The following is a 23,920-nucleotide window of genomic DNA, read 5'->3' on the forward strand; positions in this document are numbered from 1 at the left end:
TTAGATAAATATATCATTGGATTAAGATTAATTTATATTGAATTTTAATGCATAGTTTGTCTCTGTGGGATTATTTTTTACTAATTTTATAGATTTTTTATTGTTGAGATAATTTATTTAGTATTTTTTAACTAAGTTAATGTTTTTGAGTTATATTTTATAATTGTTATCTTTGGGTATTTATCCTTTGGTAAGGTTTTTTTAGTTATTCTTTGATGATTATAATACTCTTGATCTTTATAAAATTTAATATAACACTTAATAGTCTAAAGTACATTAAATATGATTTTAACCGGTCGAGCCAGATTACCCATGTCCGTACAAAATCACAACAAAAGTTGTGATTATGTGCGAATGGGATCTGGTTGGCTTGCAGCCAAACCGCTACTTTTAATGGGGTATTTTAAATTTTTAGAGTAACTATTTATTCTAATTTAAAATTATTCTAAATTCTTGTCGAAAACACTTTTTTTATTTTGAAAAATATTATAGCTTAAAAATAGATTGATGGTTTTTGGTGTGATTATGATTGATGCAAATCTTATTATGAAGTCAAAAAGATTAAGTAGGCTTGAATTACGTTTAAATGATTTGGAGCTAGATTTAATTAAAAATTCGGCAAAGTTATTAAATAAAACCACTAGCGATTTTATTCGGTTTTCCGTGAATCACTATATTCAAAATATTTTGAATGTTGATCAATCAGCAATTCGTGAATCGCATGTCGTTGCCAAGCAAGTATCCCGTCGCGGAGTGGAAGAAGATAGAGAAAGCATTGCATTCCAACTTGCAAAAATTGGCAATAATCTCAATCAGATTACCCGTGCAGTTCACATTAGCAACAAAATCGGAAAGCCAGTTGACTTGCTTCGAACTTACTTACTGGTCGAAGACTATTTAAAAAAAATTTATCAGCTTTATCCACTTCCTTCACCTCCGTCACAGCATCGTTCTGATGAAACTGTTCAGCGCCGACATCAGCATATTGAACAAAAATATCTCGCCGATTTATTGCGACAAATGCAAGTCGTTGGAGATGGTGAACTTGAATCAGTTTTAGATGCTGATCTTTCTGATGACCATATAGAAATTTGATTTTATTTACTTTTTTATTTTAAACGGGAGAGCGGGGCATGTTGATTAAGATGTTGAGGCATGGAACGGGCAGTGCAGCACGTGCAGCGAGCTATGTGCTCGATGAAAAAGATCACATGAATATTGTCCGTCCGCATGTCGAAGTGCTCTGCGGTGACCCACATCTCTTTGCAAAAATTGCAGATAGTTCTCCTTTCAAACATAAATATACGTCTGCCGTGATTGCTTTTGCTGAAGAAGATCAACCTACTAACATTGAAATAAAAGATGTCTTAAAACAGTTCGAAGCATTGGCTTTTAGTGGTCTCGAGCCTGATCAATATCATTTGACGGCTGTTCTGCATCAGGAACTAAACGGTTCAAAACATGTTCATATTCTTGTCCCTCGGCTTGAACTCAAGTCAGGAAAAGCAATGAATATCGCACCTCCCGGCAATTTCAAAAAGCATTTTCATACCTTGCAAGACAAGTTGAATTTTGAATACGGTTGGGCAGATCCGAATGATCCAGAGCGTGCAAGATTTACAAAAAAAGGTCATGAGACGTATTTGCAATCTGCACTAAAAAAGGTTGGAAAAGATCGAGAGAATTATAAACAGTATATTGAAAACCTGTATTTAAAACTTTTATACATATCATTGAAACAACTAGAAAAAAAACATACTCAAGTAATTCCGTCCGAACTTTTAGTCAGAAACCGTGATGACTTTATGCAGTTTGTATTAAACAACAAGCTGGCAAGTGAAGTAGTCAAAATTCGAGAAAAACAGTTCAGCCTAGTTCCACCGTTTGGCAAAAAACCTATTTATTTTCAAGGAGAAATCTATGAAAAACAATTCAACATCGAAAAATGTTCAAGAACAATTCGAGAGCGTATCAAATCTCTTGAGCAAGTTCGAACAGCAGATCGAGAACGTGGAAACGATGAGCAGCGAACAGTTAATCAGATTTCAAAATACACTCGAACGCCTTGTGCTCAACTTCGAGATCGAGCAGAACAGGCTTTGCAAGGAGCTCGACAGGCAAGAGCAGATTACAACAGACAACGTTATGCATCTGCTACAACACCAGAAGAACGAGACACAGATTTTAATCAGAGGGTTGAAATCATATCTAGGAGAACTGAAGCAGAATATCGACAATATACAAATGAAGCTGTCTTCACATCTCAACGAAATCGATCAGATCATGCAAAAGCATCTTCAGCAGAGCAAAGTCCTATTGCAACAGACGATCAAAGACAATCAGAATTTGATCAAAGCCCAAATTCAGAACAACACTCAGGGAATCTCGCAAATATTAGAAGATCAGAAGAAACAATTGCAGCAGCAAGTAGATCAGGCATTAACTCAGTCGATCACTCACAACCCGAAATTGATTCTAAAAATATTCATTCTCATGGCGCTTGGAATGTGGCTGCTGAATATTTTAACAATATTACCCGCGAACTATTATTTCACACAGCCGATCTTAACCAAAAACGAGACCGAAATTTTGACGGACGGCAGGGGCAATCGTTTCCGAGCAATTACTTCTCCGAAATGGATCGATTGCAATACTCTGAATTTGAACAAAAAAATGGTTCATCCAACGGAACCGAATATTCATCTGACATTTCCATGCATCGTGGAGAAATAAGTCATGAAAGAACAGCAACATACGGCTATTCAACACCACAACGGCAGCGACACACAGCAGATGATTTTGGATTTACTCGAACAAATGAGTTTAGCTTTGACGCCATCCTCGCTGAGTACTATGCAAGGCTTGCAAGAAAACGTCGAGAAGATGAAAAAAAGGCTCAGCGTGATCGAGTATTACGAGCAGAGCAACAGAGACGACATGAACAAGATCTTGAAAATCTTAGGTTTCAGCAGTCCGTCAGACTTGAGCCTAGCCGAGATCAACTTATTTCAGAATATTGGATTGATGATCAGAGAATTACAATCGAGGCAGGAAAAATTAGACAAATTGGAGCAACAACAGCAATTACAGCATCAGAAAGAGCAGCGCCTTCAAGAACAGAGCATGTCATGCGCTACACAGATCGGCAGACTAGAGCACTTAACAGCCAGCTTGATCAAGCGCTTCGATGTTCTAGAGAAGCAGGAGACGAATTTGAAAAATTTACAATTGCAACAGCAACTACAAATCAAAGACTTAAACGAGATGATGTTGAATTGTATTCAGAGTATGAGCAATTTAAACAAAATATGCGTCGACTTAGAGAACAAGCAGACGCAGATCAGGAGCATGCAGCAACAATGCAACAGCAATACCAATATGATAGAGAGCATTCAGCAGAACTTACAGCAACAATACTGCAACTTGCAAAGTTCGTTGAAGAAATTGTCAGGTTGATCATGAACTTAATTGCTACCATGCTGGGACAGCAATATAACATTCAACGTCAACCACAAGTTGACTCTAAACAGCAGAAATCAAATGACGATGGTCCTGAATTTTAAGCACCCACTTTTAAAAATAAGACTTTTATTATCTTTAGCGTTGCTACTGTCACTGCTTTCAATCAACTTTATTATTACTTAATCGATAATAATGTAGGCGATTTCTATAGTGCACAGTAGCAAGCTAAAAATATATCAATAATTAATCGAGTTAAATAGAACGGATTCCCAAGACACGTTGTGCACGTTCAATCATCTTTTGACGTTGGTGCGTTCGGAATGCCCACAATGAAGATAAATTATTCTTTTGATTGAGTTTGGCAACTTCGAGAATTTGCTCATCAGTCATTTCATACATGCATTGACGAATGATTTGATGTGCTTGTTCAAGCTCGTTGAGTAAGGAATTTGCGGTATCAACCGCAATATAAAGATTTGCCAATGTTTGGCGTTGAGGATTTGAAATTGTTTTGCCAAGTTCAACAATGAGTTGAGAAGCTTGCTTTTTAGGTGTGCAAGTGTTTGCACCATGAAGAATTGCGTTCATAGTCGTTTCCTTGTAGATAAGTTTTAATACTTACCGCCAGCACTTTCCTACGGTGATGGTGGCAGCTTAACAGGAGTAGGAAATACCGTTCTACAAGGCACGGCCAGCACTAGGCTGTCCTGTCAAGCCGCCATAACGACAGCTAAACAATAGACAAAAAAATAGTCGCATAAGCGACATTAATTTGCGCTTGTAGATAATATCAGGTTCCTACGCCTGAACACAGATTTTGCTGTGTAAAACTAGGTTAGCTGGGTATACCTTAACCTGTCAACGATCCAGTATGATATTTTTACATATCTTAACATTAAATAATTGATTGATTACCCTGAAGAAATATTGTTTTTCTGACGGCTGGAAAACAATTTATTAAAAGTATCTAGGGACGGCTATGTCAGCCTAATATTTATTCTTATACATATTTTAGACTTCCCCTTAAAATCAAAATAACCACCTTGATGGGTTGAATTTTACTTAAGTAAAATTCAGCCACTTAACTTTCTCCGTCCGAGCTGATCGTCCAGATTTTAGTATTGATAAAATTGACTAAAGCGCTGGATAAAATTAATATGGGCTCGCTGGCCTACATTGCCAGTCGGTTTTAGCAGACCGTATTCATCTAGCACATGACATTTATATTTTTGGATATAAATTGAGTGTGGGAATCCTCTCGTCCCCCTTTTTTTCTATGGTAGGACGGAAGGGGGACACCTTCGGGTGTGCTGATTCCTAGATGATCAGTCTGCTAACCCCTTTTCGTTCTGCCACCATTATTTAGCAGTAATTGGTAGAACTTCTATAAACATCTAGGAGCTTCTCATGCTGTATCTATCTTTTCTCATTTGTGCCTCACCACCTGTTCCACCTTGTTGTGCTTTGCAGCGGGGACTAGACGGCTAACTTTTATTATTCGTCTGTATTAAAAAAACATTTTACAAGAACAATCCAACGGTGGATGGCAAAAACACGCCTATAAAAAATAGATCTTTTTATATTTATATCTGCTGGTGATTGTGAATTGCATTGAACATGCGGGGAACAACCATGACTGAATTAACCAAACCTAAAATTATTCCAATCGAAAACCGTCCTCAGAAATCCAAACTATTTTTAAAGTGTGTGGTCTTGCCGGTTGTGATCTTTCTTATTGTCGCCAAAATCTTTTCCTTAGGATGGTTTGGCTATTTTTTCTTTGGCTTTGACCTATTCTGGTTTGTGATCATTTACTACCTCTATCAATACGGAAATACCTACTTTGACGGGATGACCGAACAACTGAAACGTCAGGGTGAAACCTTTGATTATCAAAACCGTGGGGTCTGGATTAACAGTCGGGACAAAACCATCATCCTGTTTGATCAGCCAGATCAACGTCTAGTCAAATATCCTTTTGACTATATAACTTCTGTTGGGCATTACAACTTGGTTGAAGATCGCTTCAGAACCACGACCACCGTGATTAGTAACCCAATGATAGGAATTCATGTCAATCAACAAGTCAATCGAACACCGATGAAACGTGAGTTTCAGGTCAATATTGGAACACGGGATCAATTTAAACCGAATTATAGTCTTAAAGTGCTGTTTCCTTGGCGTAGCCCCCAGATGGCCAGTGAAATCCGTCAACTCCTTTCGGCTGATCATTATCAATAACAACAATATAAAAATTTAAGGCAGTCAATCATGATGATTTCAAAAACCTTTATGCCATCTGTGCTGATGCTGGCGATCAGCACATTAATGGTCGGATGTGGAGGCGGCGGTTCGGGAGGAGATTCTGGTTCATCCAATGGAGGTGGAACGGGCAATCCAGATAATGGCAATACAATCCCTAAGCCCGTGACCTGTGTTGAAACCCAGTATCTGGAAGAGCGGGTATGCAAAAATAAGGCGGTACAGAATATCCAGTCATTCCCATTGAGTACACTGGTTCAAGGTCACAGCTATCCATTATCGCTAAAGACAGATCAAGGTCTGGCAGTGATGTTTAGCAGTAACACACCCAACATCTGTAGTGTAAGTGGTAGTGAACTCAAAGCTTTAAATGTTGGTCAATGTACTCTGGTACTGACACAGGCAGGGACGGCAAAAGTTCTAGCATTGAATAGCAGCATGACCGTCAATGTGACTTGTGCTGCCGATCAATATTTAGAAAATAATGCGTGCGTGAATAAGCTTAAGCAAACTATTACCCCACTCAAAATAAAATACGTTCTGACGGAGAGTATTTATTCATTGGATGCTGAATCCAGTTCGAAACTTCCTGTCACGATTAGCAGTCTTTCTACTGCAACCTGTACTTATTCTAATGGTGAACTAAAGGGGATTAGTGCGGGGGCATGTACCCTTAAACTCACCCAGGAGGGTGATACCAAAACACTGGCAGCAAAGAGTCAGACGATCAGCTTTGATGTATTTAAAGCCTCATCCATGAGCGAGGCACCCGATATCAATAACTGTTATGCAGGTAAGCTCAGTGCAAAGTTTAGAAATGAATTTTTAAATGAAATCAATACGGTTCGTGCCTTGCATGGGCTGCCAAGTATTACATACGACTATGCCCATGAAGATGAGATGATGCAGACGGCGCTGATTCTTGCCGCTAATAACATCTTGACCCATTACCCAGAATCAAACAAAAACTGCTATTCAGATATTGGTGCTGTAGGTGCAAGAACTAGTAATCTTGAGATGGGGGTCAGAGCGAATATGTATGACAATCCGCCTGCCGACACTATCAGAAGTTTGATACATGATTATTTTAATGTTATGGCAAATAATGTAGGTCATCGTCTTTGGATGCTCAACCCATTCTTGCAAAAATCTGCTTATGGTTCAGTCAATGCACCATCATTCAGGGATACCCGATTCCCTTACGTTGTAGGGACTTCAATTAAAGTTGTTTACCCTTTTAATAATGCAACCACTACACCACTCGGTGTGATTGCCTATCCCTACCATAACTATCCAGCCAAATATTATATGCCGGGTTCAATCCTCTCTATTTCAGTTTTAACCGATCAAAAGAATCTTTTTGCTAATCGTAATGTGGACTACGCTAAAGCCACTGTTGTTGTTACTGAGCGAAGTAGTGGAGCTAAACAAAAGATCAGTAATATCCGCTATGAAAATATCGGAGTTCCCAACCATATCCAGTTTAACTTTGACGATTTAAAACTGAACGTGATCTACGACGTCCAACTCAGCAATGTCCTAGTGAATGGTCAGCCTAAAGAATATTCCTACTGGTTTAAAGTCGATAACAAATAAAGGATAAGAATCAGATGAAAAAATCAATACTCCATCTTGTTGTCGCCACCAGTATGGTTTTGACCAGTTCATTGGTATTTGCTGAAACTAAGAAAGTTAACCTGTCGGCAGGACTGAACTATGTTTGGTCACAAGTCGTGACCAAAGGAGATAATAATCAAAGTAACCATAATATGGGGATGCTTTACTACTTAGGAAAGAAAGGTGTACCTGTCGATCATAAAAAAGCGGCTGAATGGTTTTCCAAGGCAGCAGTGAATGGTTTTGCTCTTTCACAGTACGCATTAGCAGTCATGTATCTTAATGGGGATGGTGTACCACAGGATGCAGAAAAGGGTGTTACCTTGTTGCAAAGTGCTGCACGGCAGGGACAACCTGAAGCGGTCAAGTTATACAATACATTGCAGGCTAAAGCACAGCAGCTCAATGCTGTTCAAACGCCATCAGTACAAACAGCCACAACAGTCATTAAATACTATGATACATCCAAGCTTGAACCTAAGAACTTTAAGCAAGTTGTTCTCCCTAACCTAAGTACAGATACCATTGCCCGAAGTTTTTACAAAGTGACATCATCCAGAGAAAGACAAAAAGATGATTACTGGGGAAGTGGTAAATACTACTATGTTAATAAGCCTAGTGACTTGGATGATCTCACAGACGCTGTGATCAGTATCGCCCCTATTTTTACTTACCAGAATATGCAGGGGGAAGCCCGTTATTTAGTCCCTGTGGAAGTGACTTTAGCAATCGAAGGCAGGATAGAAACTTCACATGTTACACGAGGTACTTTGGAATTATATCTCTTTAAAAAATTGGACAATGGACAATTCCAAATGATTTCAAAAACAGCCCAAGGGGGAATTGAAAGTATTGAGGGATATGGTCGAACCTCATGGAATGCTCAAGAATTTAAAAAGAACTTACAAGCTTTTGGAAACAATACACTAGGAAGCTATACCATTGATGGTTATTACGGCAATGGTTATGGGGAAAGCGTATGGTCACTTCTTCTGTTAAATGAGGACGACTATATTGTTGAACAAATGTTCGAAGAAGGAAAAGTTTCAGAACAACCAGAGTACGGCTATTCTTCAGCAATCAAAGTCAACAAAAATGGACAACCATTTTATCCATTCCAGATTCATTATCAGGGAACGGATATGAACGACAATAATCGGATGGTTAAAGTAAATAAAATTGTAATTTATCAGTATGATAGTAAGAGTAAGTTTTATTTGAAGCTGAAATAATACTCTTAAATTAGAATAGCTATATTAATGTCTATGTGACACGGCAATGTTTTGGTAATGCCTGCTTTGAAATTGGAACAGAGAAAGGGCTAGATCTTGTTGAGGAGTTTTACACGGAGTATTCCAAATCAGAGCATCATCAATCGCATGTCCTCACTCATGTTTAGGATATTCAGAAAGGATCGCAGCAGTCAGTTCAGACTTTGAATTAGATGAGATGGATCAATTTGCTATGCTCTAATACTTCTAATTATTGCTAGACATATATAATCAATTTTACGTTATTAGTGGTATTTTTTATTTAATAAAAAATGTGAGAGGAAATCCTCTCACATTAAACAAGAAGAGTTTAATTTTTTATTTAAAAAATAAACTCTTCTTCCCTATGTTGCATTAGAACATCTAAACCACCGTTTATGACCTCAACATGCATTTGAGCTCTAGGTAAGATTTTCTTGAAGTAAAATTGGGACGTCTTAACTTTTGCTTCATAAAAAGCAGAATCACTAGGTTGATTTTTGAGTTGATCAATAGCTGTTTTTTCCATCCAAGCCCATAAATATGCAAAAGTGACATAACCTGAAAAATACATAAAATCTACCGCAGCAGCGCCAACTTCTTCAGGATCCATCATGCCGTCAACTGCAACTTTCATGGATAAATCAATCCATTGTTTGTTCAATGAAGAGAGCTTTTCAATATGAGAAGAGAGTTGCTTGTTTTCTCGATTTTCTTCACAAAACTTGTGAATGATCTTGGTGAATTTTTGCAGAAGTTCTCCACGACTTTGAATCACTTTTCGACCAATTAGGTCCAATGACTGAATTTCAGTGGTTCCTTCATAAAGCGTAGAGATGCGTGTATCACGTACAATTTGTTCCATGCCCCATTCACTAATAAATCCATGTCCACCATATATTTGCACGCCGTGTTTTGCTGCTTCTGATCCCATTTCCGTAAGAAATGCTTTGGCGATAGGAGTAATTAAACTCATCAGATCATCCGCATGTTTACGCTGCTCTTCTGTTTCAGCATGATGTAGTAAGTCAATTTGACTCGCTAACCAATACACCAATGCACGACCACCTTCAGCAAAGCATTTTTGTGTCAATAACATGTTGCGTACAGCAGGATGAACAATAATAGGGTCTGCTTCTTTTTCAGGATTTCTGGGTCCTGAAAGTGAACGCATTGCTAAACGGTCTTTTGCATAAGCAAATGCACCTTGAAAAGCACCTTCAGATGAACAAACACCTTGTAAAGCGGTATGTACGCGAGCTGAATTCATAAAGGTAAACATGCAGTTTAAACCTTTATTTGCGGGACCGATCAGAAAACCTTTTGCATTGTCAAAGTTCATGACACACGTTGCTGATGCTTTAATTCCCATTTTGTGTTCAATTGAACCGCATGAAACAGTATTTCTGGAGCCAATTGTACCATCATCATTCACATTGAACTTAGGTACAATGAATAATGAAATCCCCTTAGTACCTTTTGGTGCATCAGGTAGGCGAGCAAGAACAATATGTACGATATTATCCGTCATATCGTGTTCACCAGCAGAAATGAAAATTTTCACTCCACTAATGTTATATGAACCATCTGTATTTGGTTCAGCTTTGGTTCGGATTAGACCTAAATCAGAACCTGCATGAGGTTCGGTTAGGCACATGGTTCCGGTCCATTCGCCTGTCACTAATTTACTTAAGAACAAATCTTTTTGTTCTTGTGTACCATGCGCTTCGATGGTTTTCACTGCACCTTGAGAAAGTCCATAATACATAGACCAAGACCAATTGGCAGTTGCATTCATTTCTCCAGCGGCAATATCTAAAGAATGGGGAAGACCTTGACCACCATATTTGACTGAGGATGCTAAACCACCTAATCCAAGCTCGACAAACTGTTTGTAAGCTTGCTTAAAACCTGTTGGCGTAGTGACATGACCATTCTCAAATTTACAGCCTTCTTCATCACCGATTCGGTTTAAAGGCGCAACTTCATTTTCGGCAAACTCGGCAGATGTTGCTAATATTGAATCGATTAACTCTTTGTTTACTTCAGCATAAGGCGGTAAAGAGGCATACAGTTTTTCGACCTGTAGTAAATCATGAAGAACAAACTGCATATCACGAATTGGTGCTTTATATTGATGCATGAGTTTTTCCTAAATAGTAAAAATAGAGAGCGGAGAGTTAAATAACTTCAAACACGGCAGCAGCACCCATGCCACTCCCAACACACATGGTCACACATACAAGTTTTGAACCACGACGTTTACCTTCAATCAAAGCATGGCCTGTTAAACGTTGGCCTGTAACACCATATGGATGACCTAGGGCAATCGCTCCGCCATTCACATTCAGTCTGTCATCTGGGATGCCTAAGTAATCTCGACAATAGAGAACTTGCACTGCAAATGCCTCATTTAACTCCCATAGATCAATATCGTTAACTGTTAACCCTAGTTTATTGAGAACCTTAGGAATGGCATAAATAGGACCAATCCCCATTTCATCAGGCTCACAACCTGCCACTGCAAAGCCAAGAAATCTCCCCATTGGGGCAAGATTGTTTTTTAAAGCATAATCTTCACTTACCATGACGCATGCACCAGCTCCATCTGAAAACTGGCTTGCATTACCAGCAGCAATTGAGCCGCCAGCAAGGGCTGGTTTGATTTTTGAAATGCCTTCTTTTGTTGTACCTTCTCGAGTTCCCTCATCTTCTGAAATAGTGACTTGCTGTGTTCTCAGCCCGAGTTTAGGATCAGCGATACCCATCGTTACACTGATCGGTGCAATTTCATCGACAAATTTACCCGCAGCTTGAGCTGCGCAGGCTTTTTGCTGACTTAATGCACCATATTCATCCATAGCATCACGTTGAATACCATAACGCTTTGCTACATTTTCAGCAGTCTGAAGCATGCTCCAGTAGATTTCAGGTTTAAGTTTAAGAAGGGTAGGATCAAGCAACATGTGCTGATTCATTTCATTTTGTACACATGAAATACTTTCTACACCACCTGCAACATAAACATCGGCTTCACCAGCGATGATACGCTGTGCACCCATTGCAATGGCTTGTAACCCTGATGAACAAAAACGATTGAGTGTTAAACCTGAAACTGATACTGGTAATCCTGCCAAAATCGCACCTTGACGGGCAACATTGATTCCAGTTGTACCTTCGGGGTTTGCACATCCCATAATCACATCATCAATATGATGAATATCAACACCAGCACGTTCAACGGCATGTTTCACTGCATGCGCAACAAGTGTCGCACCATGTGTCATGTTAAATGCACCTTTCCAAGATTTGGCTAAAGGTGTACGAGCAGTAGATACAATTAATGCATTACTCATTTTCTGATTCTCTATAAATTCTATATAAATATGGACACTTAAAAAGTTTGATATCCGCTGACTAATTTTTTAAGTATTGGTGCGGGTTCCCAAAAGTCACAATCTGCATGTGGATTTTGTTTAAACTGGTTCATAGTATTGAGCACCTGATAAAGCCCAGTTTCATTGGCATAATGCATTGGACCACCTTTCCATGCTGGGAACCCATAACCTAGGATATAAATGAGGTCTATATCACTTGCTCTTGCAGCAATACCTTCTTCTAAGATTCGAGCACCTTCATTTACAAGTGCATAAACTAAGCGATTAACGATTTCTTCCTGTGAAATTTTTCGAGGTGAAATACCGATTTCTTCGCGGTGTTTATGAATTAATTCATCCATAAAAGGGCTTGGTATTGGATCACGACGACCAGGAATATAGTCATACCATCCTGCGCCTGTCTTGATTCCATGACGACCATTTTCATATAGTCGATTACCGATTTGGCTGTAACGTAAATCAGGTCTTTCCACTGCACGTCTTTGTCGAATAGCCCAACTAATATCATTACCAGCCATATCAGCAACACGATATGGTCCCATTGCCATACCAAATTTTTCCATTGCTTTATCGATCTCAGCTGGACTTGCACCTTCATCGATTAAGAAACCTGCTTGGCGAAGTAACTCTTCGATCATGCGATTACCAATGAATCCATCACATACACCAGAAACGACAGCAGTTTTTTTAATTTTATTTGCCAAAGCCATCACTGTTGCCATAACTTCATTTGAAGTTTTCTCACCACGAACAACTTCGAGTAATTTCATGATATTGGCAGGACTAAAGAAATGAAGACCCACAACATCTTCAGGACGTTTGGTAAATGATGCAATTGTGTTGAGATCAAGTGTACTGGTATTACTGGCCAGAATTGCACCTGATTTCATGACCGCATCAAGAGATTTAAAAACATTTTCCTTGATCTCAATGTTTTCAAATACAGCTTCTATCGCAAGATCTACATCAGATAAGTCATCATATGTGAGTGTCGGCTGTAGTTGAGAAAGGACACTATCAAGCTTAGCTTGAGTAATTTTTCCCTTTTTTAATTGTGAGTGATAAACCTTTGAAATATTTTCGATACCACGATTTAAAGCTTCTGAATTGGCCTCTAATAGTCTGACTGGGAGGCCAGCATTAAGAAAATTGATCGCAATGCCACTGCCCATTAGACCACCACCAATCACAGCAACTTTTTTAATCTGACGAATAGGGGGGGCTTTAGGTATGTCATCAATTTTGGAGGCGACTTTTTCAGCAAGAAAAACATGCTTTAAGGCTCTAAACTCTGAAGAGGCAAGTAATGACATGAAACGCTTGCGTTCGACTTTAAATCCTTGTGCAAAAGATTTGGTCGCTGCCGATTCGATACATTCAATACAGAACTTTACAGCATTCCCAGCCACAAGGCTTTGCGCTGTCATGTTTCGTGCGAATTGAAAAAAAGCAGGTGTAAATGGATATTTACAAGGAAGCTCACTTATTTTTATTGGTTTTTGACCAATAACAGATTGTGCGAAATCAACAGATTCTTCTAAAAGTTTTTCTTGATTTGCAATAACCTTATTGATTAGTTTTTGATCTGGTATTGTAGCTAGAATTTCTGCTGAAATAGGTTTTCCACTTACGATCATGTTTAATGCATTTTCAACACCAACTACACGTGGCAAGCGCTGAGTTCCACCAGCACCAGGTAATATCCCAAGTTTCACTTCTGGGAAAGCAAACTGAGTTCCTTGAGTTGCCAGTCGATAATGACATCCTAGTGCAAGTTCAAATCCTCCACCCATACAAATTGAATGTATCGCAGCTATAACAGGCTTATTGGATTGTTCTAAAGCTTCAATAATCGTCCATGCAGTGGGTTCTTGACCTGCTTCAGGCTTATCGAATTCGAGAATATCTGCGCCTCCACAAAAACCTTTTCCATGGCCAATCAAAACAATTGCTTTTACCTCATCATCATTGGATGCTTCAATGAAATGGTTCATTAAGCTATGTCGCAATGGAAAAGATAGAGCATTTACGGGAGGGTGTTTCAAAGTAATAATGGCAATATTGCCAGCTTTAGAATATTCAGTGCTCATTGATGAGTTTCCTTTCATTTATGAAGCATAATTGCGAGTAATATGGTGATAATTCCTGCTGGGATAGAAAGGGCTGATAGTTTGTCTACAAATTTAGAGTTCTGAATCACTGCTGATCGATTTTCTTTGTCAGAGGCAAATTTGCGCTTAATAATGGCAATAGTGCAAAGAATATTGCCAATGACAGTTAATAAGCCAAAAATAATCTTTGCCCAATACATGGGTTCTGTACGACCTAGATCAATCATTAATATCCCTGTGACCAATACAGTTGTGAATGCAGGTGTTTCGAACAATAAATCAATCCAGTAATGTTGATAGGCTACGATTTGGCTGTGGATTTTACTTTTAGCCCGAGTTCGTTCAATAATGAGTTCTGCACCAAGAATGCCAAACCAGAAAGCAACAGCAATAAGATGAATTTTAAGCAAAATATCAAAATACATGATCTATACATCCCGAGTTGAATCAAGGGTAGGGCTGTATTCGTTCTCACAGCCCTAAAGGGATCAAAGAGGACTAGAAAAACTAGCGACCCTTAAATTCAGCTGGGCGACGTTGCATGAATGACATTACACCTTCACGTGCATCTTCTGTTTTCATCAGACGTTTAATTTCAGGAACAAGTTCAGCAGTTGCAGCCTCAAAACCTTTTTCTTGAGCTAAGCGGGCATTTTTAAGTGTTGCTGCAACACCTAGAGGTGCTTGAGCTGCGATGGTTTCAGCAATTTCTGTTGCTTTAGCCAGAACTTGATCTACTGGGACTAATTCTTGAGCCATACCTATTCGATAAGCTGTTTGTGCATCAAGTTCATCGCCTGTGAGTAGATAACGCATTGCATTACCCCAGCCAGATGCAGCAACCCAACGCATATTTGCGCCACCAAATGGGAAAATTCCACGTTTGATTTCAATTTGTGCAAGTCGAGCATTATCGCCAATCACGACAATATCAGCAGCTAACATAAGCTCAATACCTAGTGTTAAACAGAGGCCCTGAACTGCACAGATAATGGGTTTAGAACAGCGTTTGCCGTGAATACCAACAGGATCATAGGCCCCTTCAGGAAGAATTCCAGCACCACCCATTGCTGGAGCTACATCCATTAAATCTAGACCTGCGGTAAAGACTTCACCGTGCGCAAAAATAACAGCAGCACGTAATTCAGGGTTTTCTTCATACTCTCCAATTGCTTGTGAAAGCTCACGTAGCATTTCCAAATTGAATGCATTTTTTTTATCAGGACGATTCAAGCCAATAAAAAATACATGCCCTTTAATTTCGCGAGTAATCGTGTTGCTCATTTTAATGTCCTTTTGGAGTGAAATAGTTAATTACCGAACGTTTGGTTAGTATAAGCATGAGTTTAATTTTTATGCAAGAATTTATTATTCAATGAAAACAGTTGGTTATTGTTTTTAAGGAAAAATTATTAACCAAATGATTGGTTAGTATCATTAAATCAGTTAAGATTATTGAAGTTGTTCACCATTGAAGAGGGCAAATATTTATGCGTAAACCTAAAATTACACGTGATGAATTATTAGTCCGTTGTTCTAATACATTTCGAAAATATGGCTTCCATGGTACGACTATGGATATGCTTGCTTCTGCTTGTGATTTGACTAAAGCCACTTTTTATCATCATTACTCAAATAAAGAAGAGTTAATGAAAGACGTATTATTATGGACACATGAGAAAATAAAACACAATCTTTTCTCAATTGCTTATGATGAAAAATTGGAACCAAATATTCGCTTGGAGTTGATGGGAAAGAAATCAAAAAAATTATTTCAAGAAGACTCGATAGGGTGCCTCATGGGTGTTGTTGCAATTGATGCAGCCTATACTAAAGCTGATTTAATGGGACCTATTCGTGATTTTTTAGATGATTGGGCTTTAGCATTAAGTCATGTTTTTGCAATTAAATTTGGTGAAATTGAAGCGAAACAAATTGCACGTCAACTGGTTGCTGAATATGAAGGTGCAATTCTAATGGCAAGAATTTATAACGATGCAACAATGATTGAAAAAGTAACAGAAAAGGCTTTAATGAAACTCAATGCTGTTGCTGCATAATACTTTTGATTAAGCTATTCTTTTAACTAATTAAAAGAATAGCTTAATTATTATAAATACTGTCAGTGTTGGAGACTTTGTCGTCCCATGACCCAGCAACTTGCCATTGCTGTAAATACTCCCATCAATACTGTCAATGCGAGGATAGTCCAACTAATTGCATCTGCATTAAGTTCAAAAAAGGTTTTATTCCACATTCCCCAGATTGGGAAAAAAGGTTTCCATAAATGAACTTTTGCGAATAAAAATGCAATTGATAGAGAGCCGATAGCCGTTACTTGAGCAGCATTTGCTTTTCTCTGAAATGAAAGTTTTAAAGCATAAAGGTTAGGTAAGTAAACTAGTATATTAACAAGCCATAACATTCCTGGAATGATAAAACCACAGTTATATGCTTGTCTAATATGATCTGCATCATGGACTAATATGGTAAGTATCATGGCAGAGTTTGAAAAGATGAGAATGGATTTTGATTTGGAATCAATTAGATTTAAATTCACTATATTATCTCTAATATAAAATTTTAATTTTATATTATTAATTTTTTTAAATTTGAACCAGTGGGTCATTAATATGTTTGCGTATATATTTTAAGGTGTGTAGATATGAGTGGTGTTAATAAGTATGAGATTTTGAATGGCTCTGAATTAAAGGGATTATTTTTTAATTCAGAATGTGGATTGCTTGAAGATATTCATGGTCCTGCAAATGGTAAAGTGTTATTTCCAATTTGGTTTAAAAAACTAGATTTATGGAGGGGGAAGATTTTTCATTTCTCACATCAGAATGGTTTAACTGGGATGAATAGACTAGGTGTTTTAAATACTGAGATATTAAGATACCGTTTTAAAGGTTCCATAAAAAAATCGCTATTTTTTGATAAGAATGTGATTGTTATAGATCATAATTTAGAGTTTAACCCTAATTGGGTCAGACGCTATCATGATGAATTAGTAAAGCTTGAGGATCAAATTTATTTAGGAATGTCTTATTATAAAAAAAGTAAAGGACTTGAATTTGTGAGTTATTTTATTTTAGATTTTTCAAAACTGTAAAGCATTAATTTGCTTTACAGTTTTTTGAAGTTAAATCACTATATATTAATTGATGTAATCTATTTCCTTGAATATTATAAAGTATATTGCTTGGGTGGAAATTATCCTCTGAAATGTGATTGTCTTTAAATTCAAAGCCTAAGTCAATAAATTGATAATTACTTTTTTTATTTGATAAGTTGATATAATGTTTATTTAGAATTTTTGATTCGTATGAAAGATAATTTTTAATTGAATTAGGTAAGGTCTTTAGTTTTTCAAAAGGAGGAACTGCACTGATAAACAACTGATCAGGATTGAAGTTTTGATCAATATAATTAAATAGATGATAAGTTTGTTTTTCCCATATTCTCATTGGTGTACAATTTACTATATCATTGCTGCCTAAAGAAATAATAATATAATTATATTTTTTAATATCAATCTCTTTAACTTTTTCATAAACTTGGGCTGTAGTAAATCCTGTATATGCACAAATCGTATAGTTCACTTTAAATTCTTTGGCTAAATGACTAACAAGTGTGCCTGTTGCTGTTTCTTGGATGGTTTTACATCCAACACCTAAGGCTGATGAGTCTCCAATCACTAGAATATCAATTGATTTCCCCTCACCAAGACTACCTATACGATCCCCAATAGGATCATTTAATTTTTTCATTTTTATAAAGAAATAAGCACCTTGAATATGAGCAATAGGTGCTTTGATCATTTTTAAAGTTCGATAAATCATAAATATATCCATTTAAAACTGTAGTTGTGCTTGAATTCTGCTTTTAAGCAAAGCTATATAGGTTTCGTCATTCGTTACGCGGTACATCAAAATGGCACCTTCATATTCAGCAACAGATTGCTTAGCAAATATAGTTGCTTCATTTTCAGGATATTTAAAAGAATAGAGTGTTGTTAAAGACCTTTGCCAATCTGAAAAGAATCGCTGAATAATCGGGAGAATGTTCGGTAGTGAATATAAAGCTTCAATCGAAATGATTCCCATTAGGCAACCCTTTTCAGTTGTACAAAAGAAATGAGTTGCGATTTGGTGCATTTTTTCAAACTTTTCCATTACGGTTAAAGTCTGTATTTCGGGAATAGAAAATAAGTTTTTATGTAAGTATTCATTAGTTTCGATAAGTATATCTTCTAATAATTTTTCCTTATTTGAATAATGATAGTAAAAAGCTCCCTTAGTTAAACCACAAGCACTTGCGAGCATTTGCATGCTTGTTCCATGGTAGCCATGTTTTTTGAACTCTAATGCACAAATATTCAGCATTTCTGCCCGGGTTAATTTACTCGGTCGCACACTTTTGCTCCTTATTAAGAATATTTTCTAATGTTTGTATTATGGATTGCCATATGGGTTGTGCATTTTTCTTAAAATATCCCATGTGGCCAATTGAGTTAGAACCATATCTTTTGGGATCAATGTCAATTAAATGAACTTCAGCATTGGAGTAATATTTCATAAACTCATTTCGGGATTTTGGGGTAGCCCATTCATCATCTAAAGAGGTTGCTGCAAAAATTTTAGTTTTAACTTTTGAATATTGATCGATTAGAAATTCCAATTTAGGGTCATCAAAGAAGTATTCAGGATACTGACTCCAGCTTTGCCATTGTTTAAATACATCTGAGGGTAGATCCACTCCCATATTAAGTTTGCTCCAAGCCATATAACCGTGACGCTTAACCATTAAAGGCATCACGTATTTTGTTAATAATTTGATTTTGAAGCGTTCAAAATAAGGCATGTATTCAGGCCAACCGATTCCAGTTCCTAAGCTATAGCAGGCTGTAATTCGATGATGATTGGTTACTAAGCCAAGCGCTTGACCTCCAAACGAATGACCGATAAGAAAAAGGGGCAGGGCGCTATCTGAAATTTGGTCAAGTAAACTAGATAAATCTTTAGTGCCCCAATCTAGATAATTCATTTTGAATTCTTTAAGAGACTCAGGAGCCGATTTATTAATTCCCCTGTAGTCAAAACTTACAACTTCATAGCCTAACTTCGCCATGTAACGTGCAAAATGCTGATAAAACTCCTGTGGTACACCTGTTGCACTTGCAATGACAAGATTTGCTTTTTTAGGAACACATGGTAAGTATTTGATACCTGTCAAGATATACCCATCTGTTGCCTTAAATTGAAAATATTCGGATTTAGCTTCTGTACTTTCTGACGATGTTACTGAATTCTTCATCATTTTCCTTTTTAACTTAAATATCAAGAGAAACTATGAGTATTTAAACGATTGTTTAAAAATGTCTAAATTCTTACAATGTCAAATACTTAATAGTCTCACTTGGAATTTAATAAACTAAGAAACTAGCTGTTATTTGCAACTGCTTGTTTGAGCTGGTTACGCATAATTTTTCCCACGGTCGTTTTAGGTAAATCCAGACGTAATTCAAATTTTTTTGGAACCTTATAAGCTGTCAAATGCTCCTGACAAAAGCTTATAACATTTTCAATAGTTAATGAATCATTGGAAGGAACAATATAGGCAAGCAAAGATTCACCTGTTTTGTCATCTGGGATACCTATAACAGCAACATCCTGAATGTGAGGATGATTACCTAAGACAGCCTCAATCTCGTTTGGATAAACATTAAAACCAGAAACAATAACCATATCTTTTTTACGATCAAGTATGTAGATGTAACCATCTTGATCCATTTTAGCGATATCGCCGGTATGAAACCATCCTTCAATAAAAGGATTCTCTCGGGTATTTAGATAGCTTTGCATAAGCTGCGGACCTTTAACACAGAGTTCCCCTTCATGACCAATAGGGACTTCCTGATTTTTATCATTCACAATTTTAATTTCATAAAATGGTAAAGGGATTCCAACTGATGATTTCTTAAGCTCACTGATTAATGGATGCATGGTCGCTACACTTGCAATTTCAGTCATTCCAAATGCTTCATAGATTGGACTAATTGTATTTTTCCATGCCTCTAAAGTGATAGGGCGCAATGCTGCTCCACCAGAAATACAACATCTCATACTTTTAGCTTCATCTTTAAACCAAGTCGTATTCAGTAGGGCTGAAAAAAGAGTTTCTACACCAGTAATCCATGAGATTTTGAAAGATGAAAAGGCTGGCCTTAAATTGTCAATTGGTTTGGGAGAGGGTACCAATACATTGTGAGTTCCTTCTGAATAGAATAATAAAAAGTTTCCACAGAAAGCGATGACATGGTACATAGGGATAGCTGTTAATACTGTATCGTGCTCATTGAAGCCAAACCCATACGATTTGACATACTCATTACAATTCTGCACGAATGAAAGAATATTTTTATGGGTAATGATGGCTCCCTTACTTTTGCCTGTGGTACCCCCAGTATATTGATAGACCGCTACTTCATGATTGATATACTCATTTTTATTTAATGCGTCATGTCGCGATACGATCTCTATGAAACTTGCAGGTTGATGTGGTTTTTTATCATGAAAATCAATACTTTCTATTGAGCTATTTGTTGGAATGAAAAAGTCCTTTAATGAAACAGTGACGAGTTGGATATGTGCTAACTGTGCATTTAATTCTATAATTTTTTCAAAATTACCCAATGCTTGTTCTAACAAAAATAAGACTTTTGTACCGCTATCTTGAAGTTGATGTTCACTTTCTCTCAAAGTATAGAGCGGATTAATATTTGTGACGATTGCACCAATTTTCCATGCAGCAAAAGTAATAATTGGATAATGAGGGCAATTGGCAAGTTGTATACCCACTACATCACCCTTTGAAAGGTTTAGTGTATTTTTTAAATATGAAGCTAATTTGTTCGAATAATCATCAATTTGTTCAAAGCTAAGAGATTTAGATTTTCCGTCAGGTAGCACCATGCTAAATGCTGGATTCGACGAGAATTTTTCGGTCACATGATTCACGATTTCAATATAGTTTTCAGTTGAATATGGTCCTTGATCAATGAATTCTTGTAAAGTTTCTGGATAATTTTTTATCCATGGGCGTGATGCATATTCCATATGAAAACTCCTTTTTTAAACGATCGTTTAAATAATAATTTTAAAAAAAATGGGATGAACCCAATGCATTTAAATAATTATTCAATAAATATACAGTTGTCAATTGAATAAAAAAAAATCAATATTTTATTTATATTAAGTTTTTTATATCATTGAAAATCAATAATATTTTATTTATAACTTTATAGTCACATTAAATTTAATTCCTTGGTTTTTTGGAAAAATTAAATATATTCAGTGTCTTATGTTTTAAATTTCATGTTATGAATTAAATTCATAGTCATGTATATGCAAAAGAGTATTTCATTCCTTCAATAAAAGAAGTAAATTTGGTTAAATATTTTTAACCAAACGTTCGTTTAGTATGAAAAAGAATATCGTTGCTGTTTCAATCTTAAGTTTTATGGGTGTTAATTCTGCGCTTGCTGCTGCTCTAGATCGATCAGGACAGCCTATCTTGCCTTTTTTACAAGATGGTAATTATTTTGAAGTTTCAGCATTTGCTTTAGATCCTCATGTTTCTGGAAAGGTTAAACCTGGAAATCCCTCTCTATCCATTCTTAATGGTGCAAATGTTCATGATATGGGGGAAAGTTATTCTTTCGTAAATGCTGCATTGAAAGTTCAGGCAACAGAACATTTTTCAATAGGTTTACTTTACGATCAACCATTTGGCGCTAAAGCAAATTATTCTTCAGATGAATCTGTAATTCCAAAGGCTGTGCCAATAGTTGGTAACCAAGGAATGTTCCATAATGGTAATACTGGTGAATCCACAAATGCAGAAGTTAAATCTGAAAATATTTCTTTGATTATTGGTTTTCAACCAAATAAGAATTGGAATCTTTATGTTGGCCCAGCTTATCAAAGTGTTAAGGGAAATGTGCAACTTCGTGGAATGACATATGGAGGAGTACAAGGATTAGGTGGATATACAGCAGATATACCAGAAGATAGCAGTGTTGGATGGTTGGCTGGTGTGGCTTATGAGATTCCAGAAATTGCACTGAAAGCAGCGGTTACCTATAGATCTAGTATAGATCATAAGTTTGATATACAAGAAGATCTAGGTGCACTAGAAGTATTAAAGCAGAACCCTGCATTTGGATATGTTGATGCAAAAACTAAAGTAACAACTCCTGAATCAGTGAATTTAGATTTTCAGACAGGTTTAAATGACAAAACTTTATTATCGGCAAATATACGTTGGGTCAATTGGAAAGATTTTGTGATACGTCCACATGACTTTGGTTTTGCATCTGAAATTCTAGCTCAACAACTTAGTCCTAGTTATAAAGATGGATTTAATCTCGCTGATTGGTCAAAAGATCAGTGGTCTGTTAATTTAGGTTTGGGGAGAAAATTAAATGAGCAATGGGCTGTGAGTGGACAGTTAGGTTGGGATTCTGGTGCTGGAAATCCTGTCACTACGTTAGGACCTGTAGATGGATATTGGAGTGTAGGGGCTGGAGTACAATATAATCCTACTTCATCATATTTTGTAGCAGCAGGGGTCAAGTATTTCTGGTTAGGAGATGCGACTGCTCAAGCAGGATCTTATTCTGTACCTGGTAATTCATTGAATGCCCAGTCTTCTGAATTTAAAGATAATTATGCTATCGCATATGGCTTAAAGTTTGGATATAAATTTTGATTTCTAAGTCAAAATTTATTTACTAAATGAAAACTGATTTTGAAGTATTTTCTAACAATTGATCTCAATAACAAGTATTACCTAGGAAATACTTCATTTAGTAAGCTTAATTATGCTTAAAATTATAGGTTTGTTATATGAATAGTGAACTGATAATTAGTGTGGTTTATGAAACAAAGTGGTGTATGAGGATTCTTTTAGCTGCTGATTTGAAGATAAATAGATTTAATAAAATTCAAATTCACCTTGGAATAAGCCGTTCAGTTCTAGCTAGGAATCTAAACTTGTTGATTCGATCGAATCTAATAAGAAAACAAACTATATCAAATACACAATACGAATATTACGAGCTAACAAAATTTGGGGAAATAATTGTAAAAAATTTTAAAGAATTGGAGTAACCAAAGCTAGACTTCATTTTATATTGATGATGGACTTGTTGCACAAAGTAGTTCGTAATGTCTTGTTCAGTAGTATAATTCTCAGATGAATAAATTTTTACCAAAAATCTATCGCACAATTAATAGGTCCCAATACTCAATTAAAAGGCAAACATGGTCGTAATTAAAACTATTTTAATACGACTATTCAGTGCAGTTTAATCGTTTAACTTTTGCAATCATTTTATTTTAGGGGGAATTACCAATCTTTAATCTCATTTCATCGGGAAAAATTTTTCAGCGTCAAGCTGTGTCGTTTGATTGTTGATCAAATTGGTAATCAAGATATGATTTAATCTTTGTAACTTAAGGTATTCTTATCATGTCAAAAAACTCAAAACAAACATCTAGTAAAGTTGGCTCACTAGCCTCAGATGTATTGCGTAATCCGTCCTCTTCAACAATTCAGAAAGAGCTTGCTGGATCTGCTCTAGCTCAGACCCATTCAGGTAAACAGACAAGCAGTGATATGGAGTCAAAGGCTTCAAAAGTATTACAAAGTGAAAAATATAGTGATGCTACAAAAACTTTAGCAGCTTCGGTACTTTCTCAATCCAATAAAGAAAGATAATGTATTTCGCCTTGGACAGAGATATATTGAAAAT

Annotated in this window: 21 protein-coding genes; 10 read left to right on the top strand and 11 right to left on the bottom strand. The window is 36.7% G+C overall.

The features are described 5' to 3' along the window. Positions 1–525 precede the first annotated feature (525 nt). On the top strand, positions 526–1,095 hold the full coding sequence (mobC, locus tag IEV36_RS10355; protein ID WP_032864082.1) for a plasmid mobilization relaxosome protein MobC: 570 nt from the start codon (positions 526–528) through the stop codon (positions 1,093–1,095). Between the two features lie 38 nt (positions 1,096–1,133). Next, positions 1,134–3,563 carry a hypothetical protein gene (locus IEV36_RS10360; RefSeq protein ID WP_005258527.1) on the top strand — a complete coding sequence of 810 codons (2,430 nt, stop codon included), beginning with the start codon at positions 1,134–1,136 and terminating at the stop codon, positions 3,561–3,563. 151 nt (positions 3,564–3,714) lie between these two features. On the opposite strand, the gene IEV36_RS10365 is transcribed toward IEV36_RS10360, so the two are convergent. Next, positions 3,715–4,050: a hypothetical protein gene (locus IEV36_RS10365; RefSeq protein WP_005258526.1), complete on the bottom strand. Its 336-nt coding sequence runs from the start codon at positions 4,048–4,050 to the stop codon at positions 3,715–3,717. Positions 4,051–5,094: 1,044 nt separating this feature from the next. Here IEV36_RS10365 and IEV36_RS10370 point away from each other — a divergent pair. From IEV36_RS10370 to IEV36_RS10380, 3 genes are read left to right on the top strand one after another with little or no spacing between them, the layout of a single operon-like run. Continuing rightward, complete coding sequence (locus tag IEV36_RS10370; protein ID WP_005258520.1) at positions 5,095–5,703, top strand: hypothetical protein; 609 nt, start codon at positions 5,095–5,097, stop codon at positions 5,701–5,703. A gap of 30 nt (positions 5,704–5,733) precedes the next feature. Beyond that, a complete protein-coding gene (locus IEV36_RS10375; protein WP_005258511.1) occupies positions 5,734–7,320 on the top strand; it encodes a CAP domain-containing protein in 1,587 nt (528 codons plus the stop codon). Between the two features lie 14 nt (positions 7,321–7,334). Beyond that, positions 7,335–8,573, top strand: coding sequence for a tetratricopeptide repeat protein (locus tag IEV36_RS10380; protein ID WP_005258502.1), 1,239 nt, complete (start codon positions 7,335–7,337; stop codon positions 8,571–8,573). A 361-nt stretch (positions 8,574–8,934) separates the two neighbouring features. On the opposite strand, the gene IEV36_RS10385 is transcribed toward IEV36_RS10380, so the two are convergent. The 5 genes from IEV36_RS10385 to IEV36_RS10405 all read right to left on the bottom strand — a co-directional run bounded on the left by IEV36_RS10385 (position 8,935) and on the right by IEV36_RS10405 (position 15,384). Further along, on the bottom strand, positions 8,935–10,734 hold the full coding sequence (locus IEV36_RS10385) for an acyl-CoA dehydrogenase C-terminal domain-containing protein (RefSeq protein WP_005258500.1): 1,800 nt from the start codon (positions 10,732–10,734) through the stop codon (positions 8,935–8,937). A gap of 37 nt (positions 10,735–10,771) precedes the next feature. Further along, positions 10,772–11,947: an acetyl-CoA C-acyltransferase gene (locus IEV36_RS10390; protein WP_005258498.1), complete on the bottom strand. Its 1,176-nt coding sequence runs from the start codon at positions 11,945–11,947 to the stop codon at positions 10,772–10,774. Between the two features lie 38 nt (positions 11,948–11,985). Beyond that, the gene (locus IEV36_RS10395) at positions 11,986–14,079 is read right to left on the bottom strand and encodes a 3-hydroxyacyl-CoA dehydrogenase NAD-binding domain-containing protein (protein ID WP_005258491.1); all 2,094 of its coding nucleotides are present in this window, start codon (positions 14,077–14,079) and stop codon (positions 11,986–11,988) included. A 14-nt stretch (positions 14,080–14,093) separates the two neighbouring features. Further along, entirely contained in the window at positions 14,094–14,525 is a 432-nt protein-coding gene (locus IEV36_RS10400) for a hypothetical protein (RefSeq protein WP_005258489.1), read from the bottom strand. An 82-nt stretch (positions 14,526–14,607) separates the two neighbouring features. Next, entirely contained in the window at positions 14,608–15,384 is a 777-nt protein-coding gene (locus IEV36_RS10405; protein ID WP_005258487.1) for a crotonase/enoyl-CoA hydratase family protein, read from the bottom strand. Between the two features lie 206 nt (positions 15,385–15,590). Here IEV36_RS10405 and IEV36_RS10410 point away from each other — a divergent pair, with 206 nt between their 5' ends. Next, complete coding sequence (locus tag IEV36_RS10410) at positions 15,591–16,160, top strand: TetR/AcrR family transcriptional regulator (RefSeq protein ID WP_005258485.1); 570 nt, start codon at positions 15,591–15,593, stop codon at positions 16,158–16,160. A 62-nt stretch (positions 16,161–16,222) separates the two neighbouring features. Here IEV36_RS10410 and IEV36_RS10415 read toward each other — a convergent pair whose 3' ends face one another. Then, positions 16,223–16,729, bottom strand: a complete 507-nt coding sequence (locus IEV36_RS10415) for a hypothetical protein (RefSeq protein ID WP_155757689.1) — start codon at positions 16,727–16,729, stop codon at positions 16,223–16,225. Between the two features lie 36 nt (positions 16,730–16,765). Here IEV36_RS10415 and IEV36_RS10420 point away from each other — a divergent pair, with 36 nt between their 5' ends. Next, positions 16,766–17,215, top strand: coding sequence for a hypothetical protein (locus IEV36_RS10420; protein WP_005258483.1), 450 nt, complete (start codon positions 16,766–16,768; stop codon positions 17,213–17,215). Positions 17,216–17,219: 4 nt separating this feature from the next. On the opposite strand, the gene IEV36_RS10425 is transcribed toward IEV36_RS10420, so the two are convergent. The 4 genes from IEV36_RS10425 to IEV36_RS10440 all read right to left on the bottom strand — a co-directional run bounded on the left by IEV36_RS10425 (position 17,220) and on the right by IEV36_RS10440 (position 21,221). Next, on the bottom strand, positions 17,220–17,945 hold the full coding sequence (locus IEV36_RS10425; RefSeq protein WP_005258482.1) for a GDSL-type esterase/lipase family protein: 726 nt from the start codon (positions 17,943–17,945) through the stop codon (positions 17,220–17,222). 12 nt (positions 17,946–17,957) lie between these two features. Next, positions 17,958–18,518 carry a TetR/AcrR family transcriptional regulator gene (locus IEV36_RS10430; protein ID WP_005258481.1) on the bottom strand — a complete coding sequence of 187 codons (561 nt, stop codon included), beginning with the start codon at positions 18,516–18,518 and terminating at the stop codon, positions 17,958–17,960. Further along, positions 18,505–19,419, bottom strand: a complete 915-nt coding sequence (locus IEV36_RS10435; protein WP_005258480.1) for an alpha/beta hydrolase family protein — start codon at positions 19,417–19,419, stop codon at positions 18,505–18,507. The genes IEV36_RS10430 and IEV36_RS10435 overlap by 14 nt, the downstream gene beginning before the upstream one ends. Positions 19,420–19,544: 125 nt before the next feature. Next, a complete protein-coding gene (locus IEV36_RS10440) occupies positions 19,545–21,221 on the bottom strand; it encodes an AMP-binding protein (RefSeq protein ID WP_005258471.1) in 1,677 nt (558 codons plus the stop codon). A gap of 364 nt (positions 21,222–21,585) precedes the next feature. Here IEV36_RS10440 and IEV36_RS10445 point away from each other — a divergent pair, with 364 nt between their 5' ends. The 3 genes from IEV36_RS10445 to IEV36_RS10455 all read left to right on the top strand — a co-directional run bounded on the left by IEV36_RS10445 (position 21,586) and on the right by IEV36_RS10455 (position 23,886). Then, positions 21,586–22,875 carry an OmpP1/FadL family transporter gene (locus IEV36_RS10445; protein WP_005258469.1) on the top strand — a complete coding sequence of 430 codons (1,290 nt, stop codon included), beginning with the start codon at positions 21,586–21,588 and terminating at the stop codon, positions 22,873–22,875. A gap of 137 nt (positions 22,876–23,012) precedes the next feature. Then, positions 23,013–23,276 carry a winged helix-turn-helix transcriptional regulator gene (locus IEV36_RS18945; protein WP_032863939.1) on the top strand — a complete coding sequence of 88 codons (264 nt, stop codon included), beginning with the start codon at positions 23,013–23,015 and terminating at the stop codon, positions 23,274–23,276. Positions 23,277–23,637: 361 nt separating this feature from the next. Beyond that, positions 23,638–23,886: a hypothetical protein gene (locus IEV36_RS10455; RefSeq protein WP_005258468.1), complete on the top strand. Its 249-nt coding sequence runs from the start codon at positions 23,638–23,640 to the stop codon at positions 23,884–23,886. Positions 23,887–23,920 lie beyond the last annotated feature (34 nt).

Source organism: Acinetobacter vivianii, assembly GCF_014635885.1.
In the GTDB taxonomy this organism is placed as follows: domain Bacteria; phylum Pseudomonadota; class Gammaproteobacteria; order Pseudomonadales; family Moraxellaceae; genus Acinetobacter; species Acinetobacter vivianii.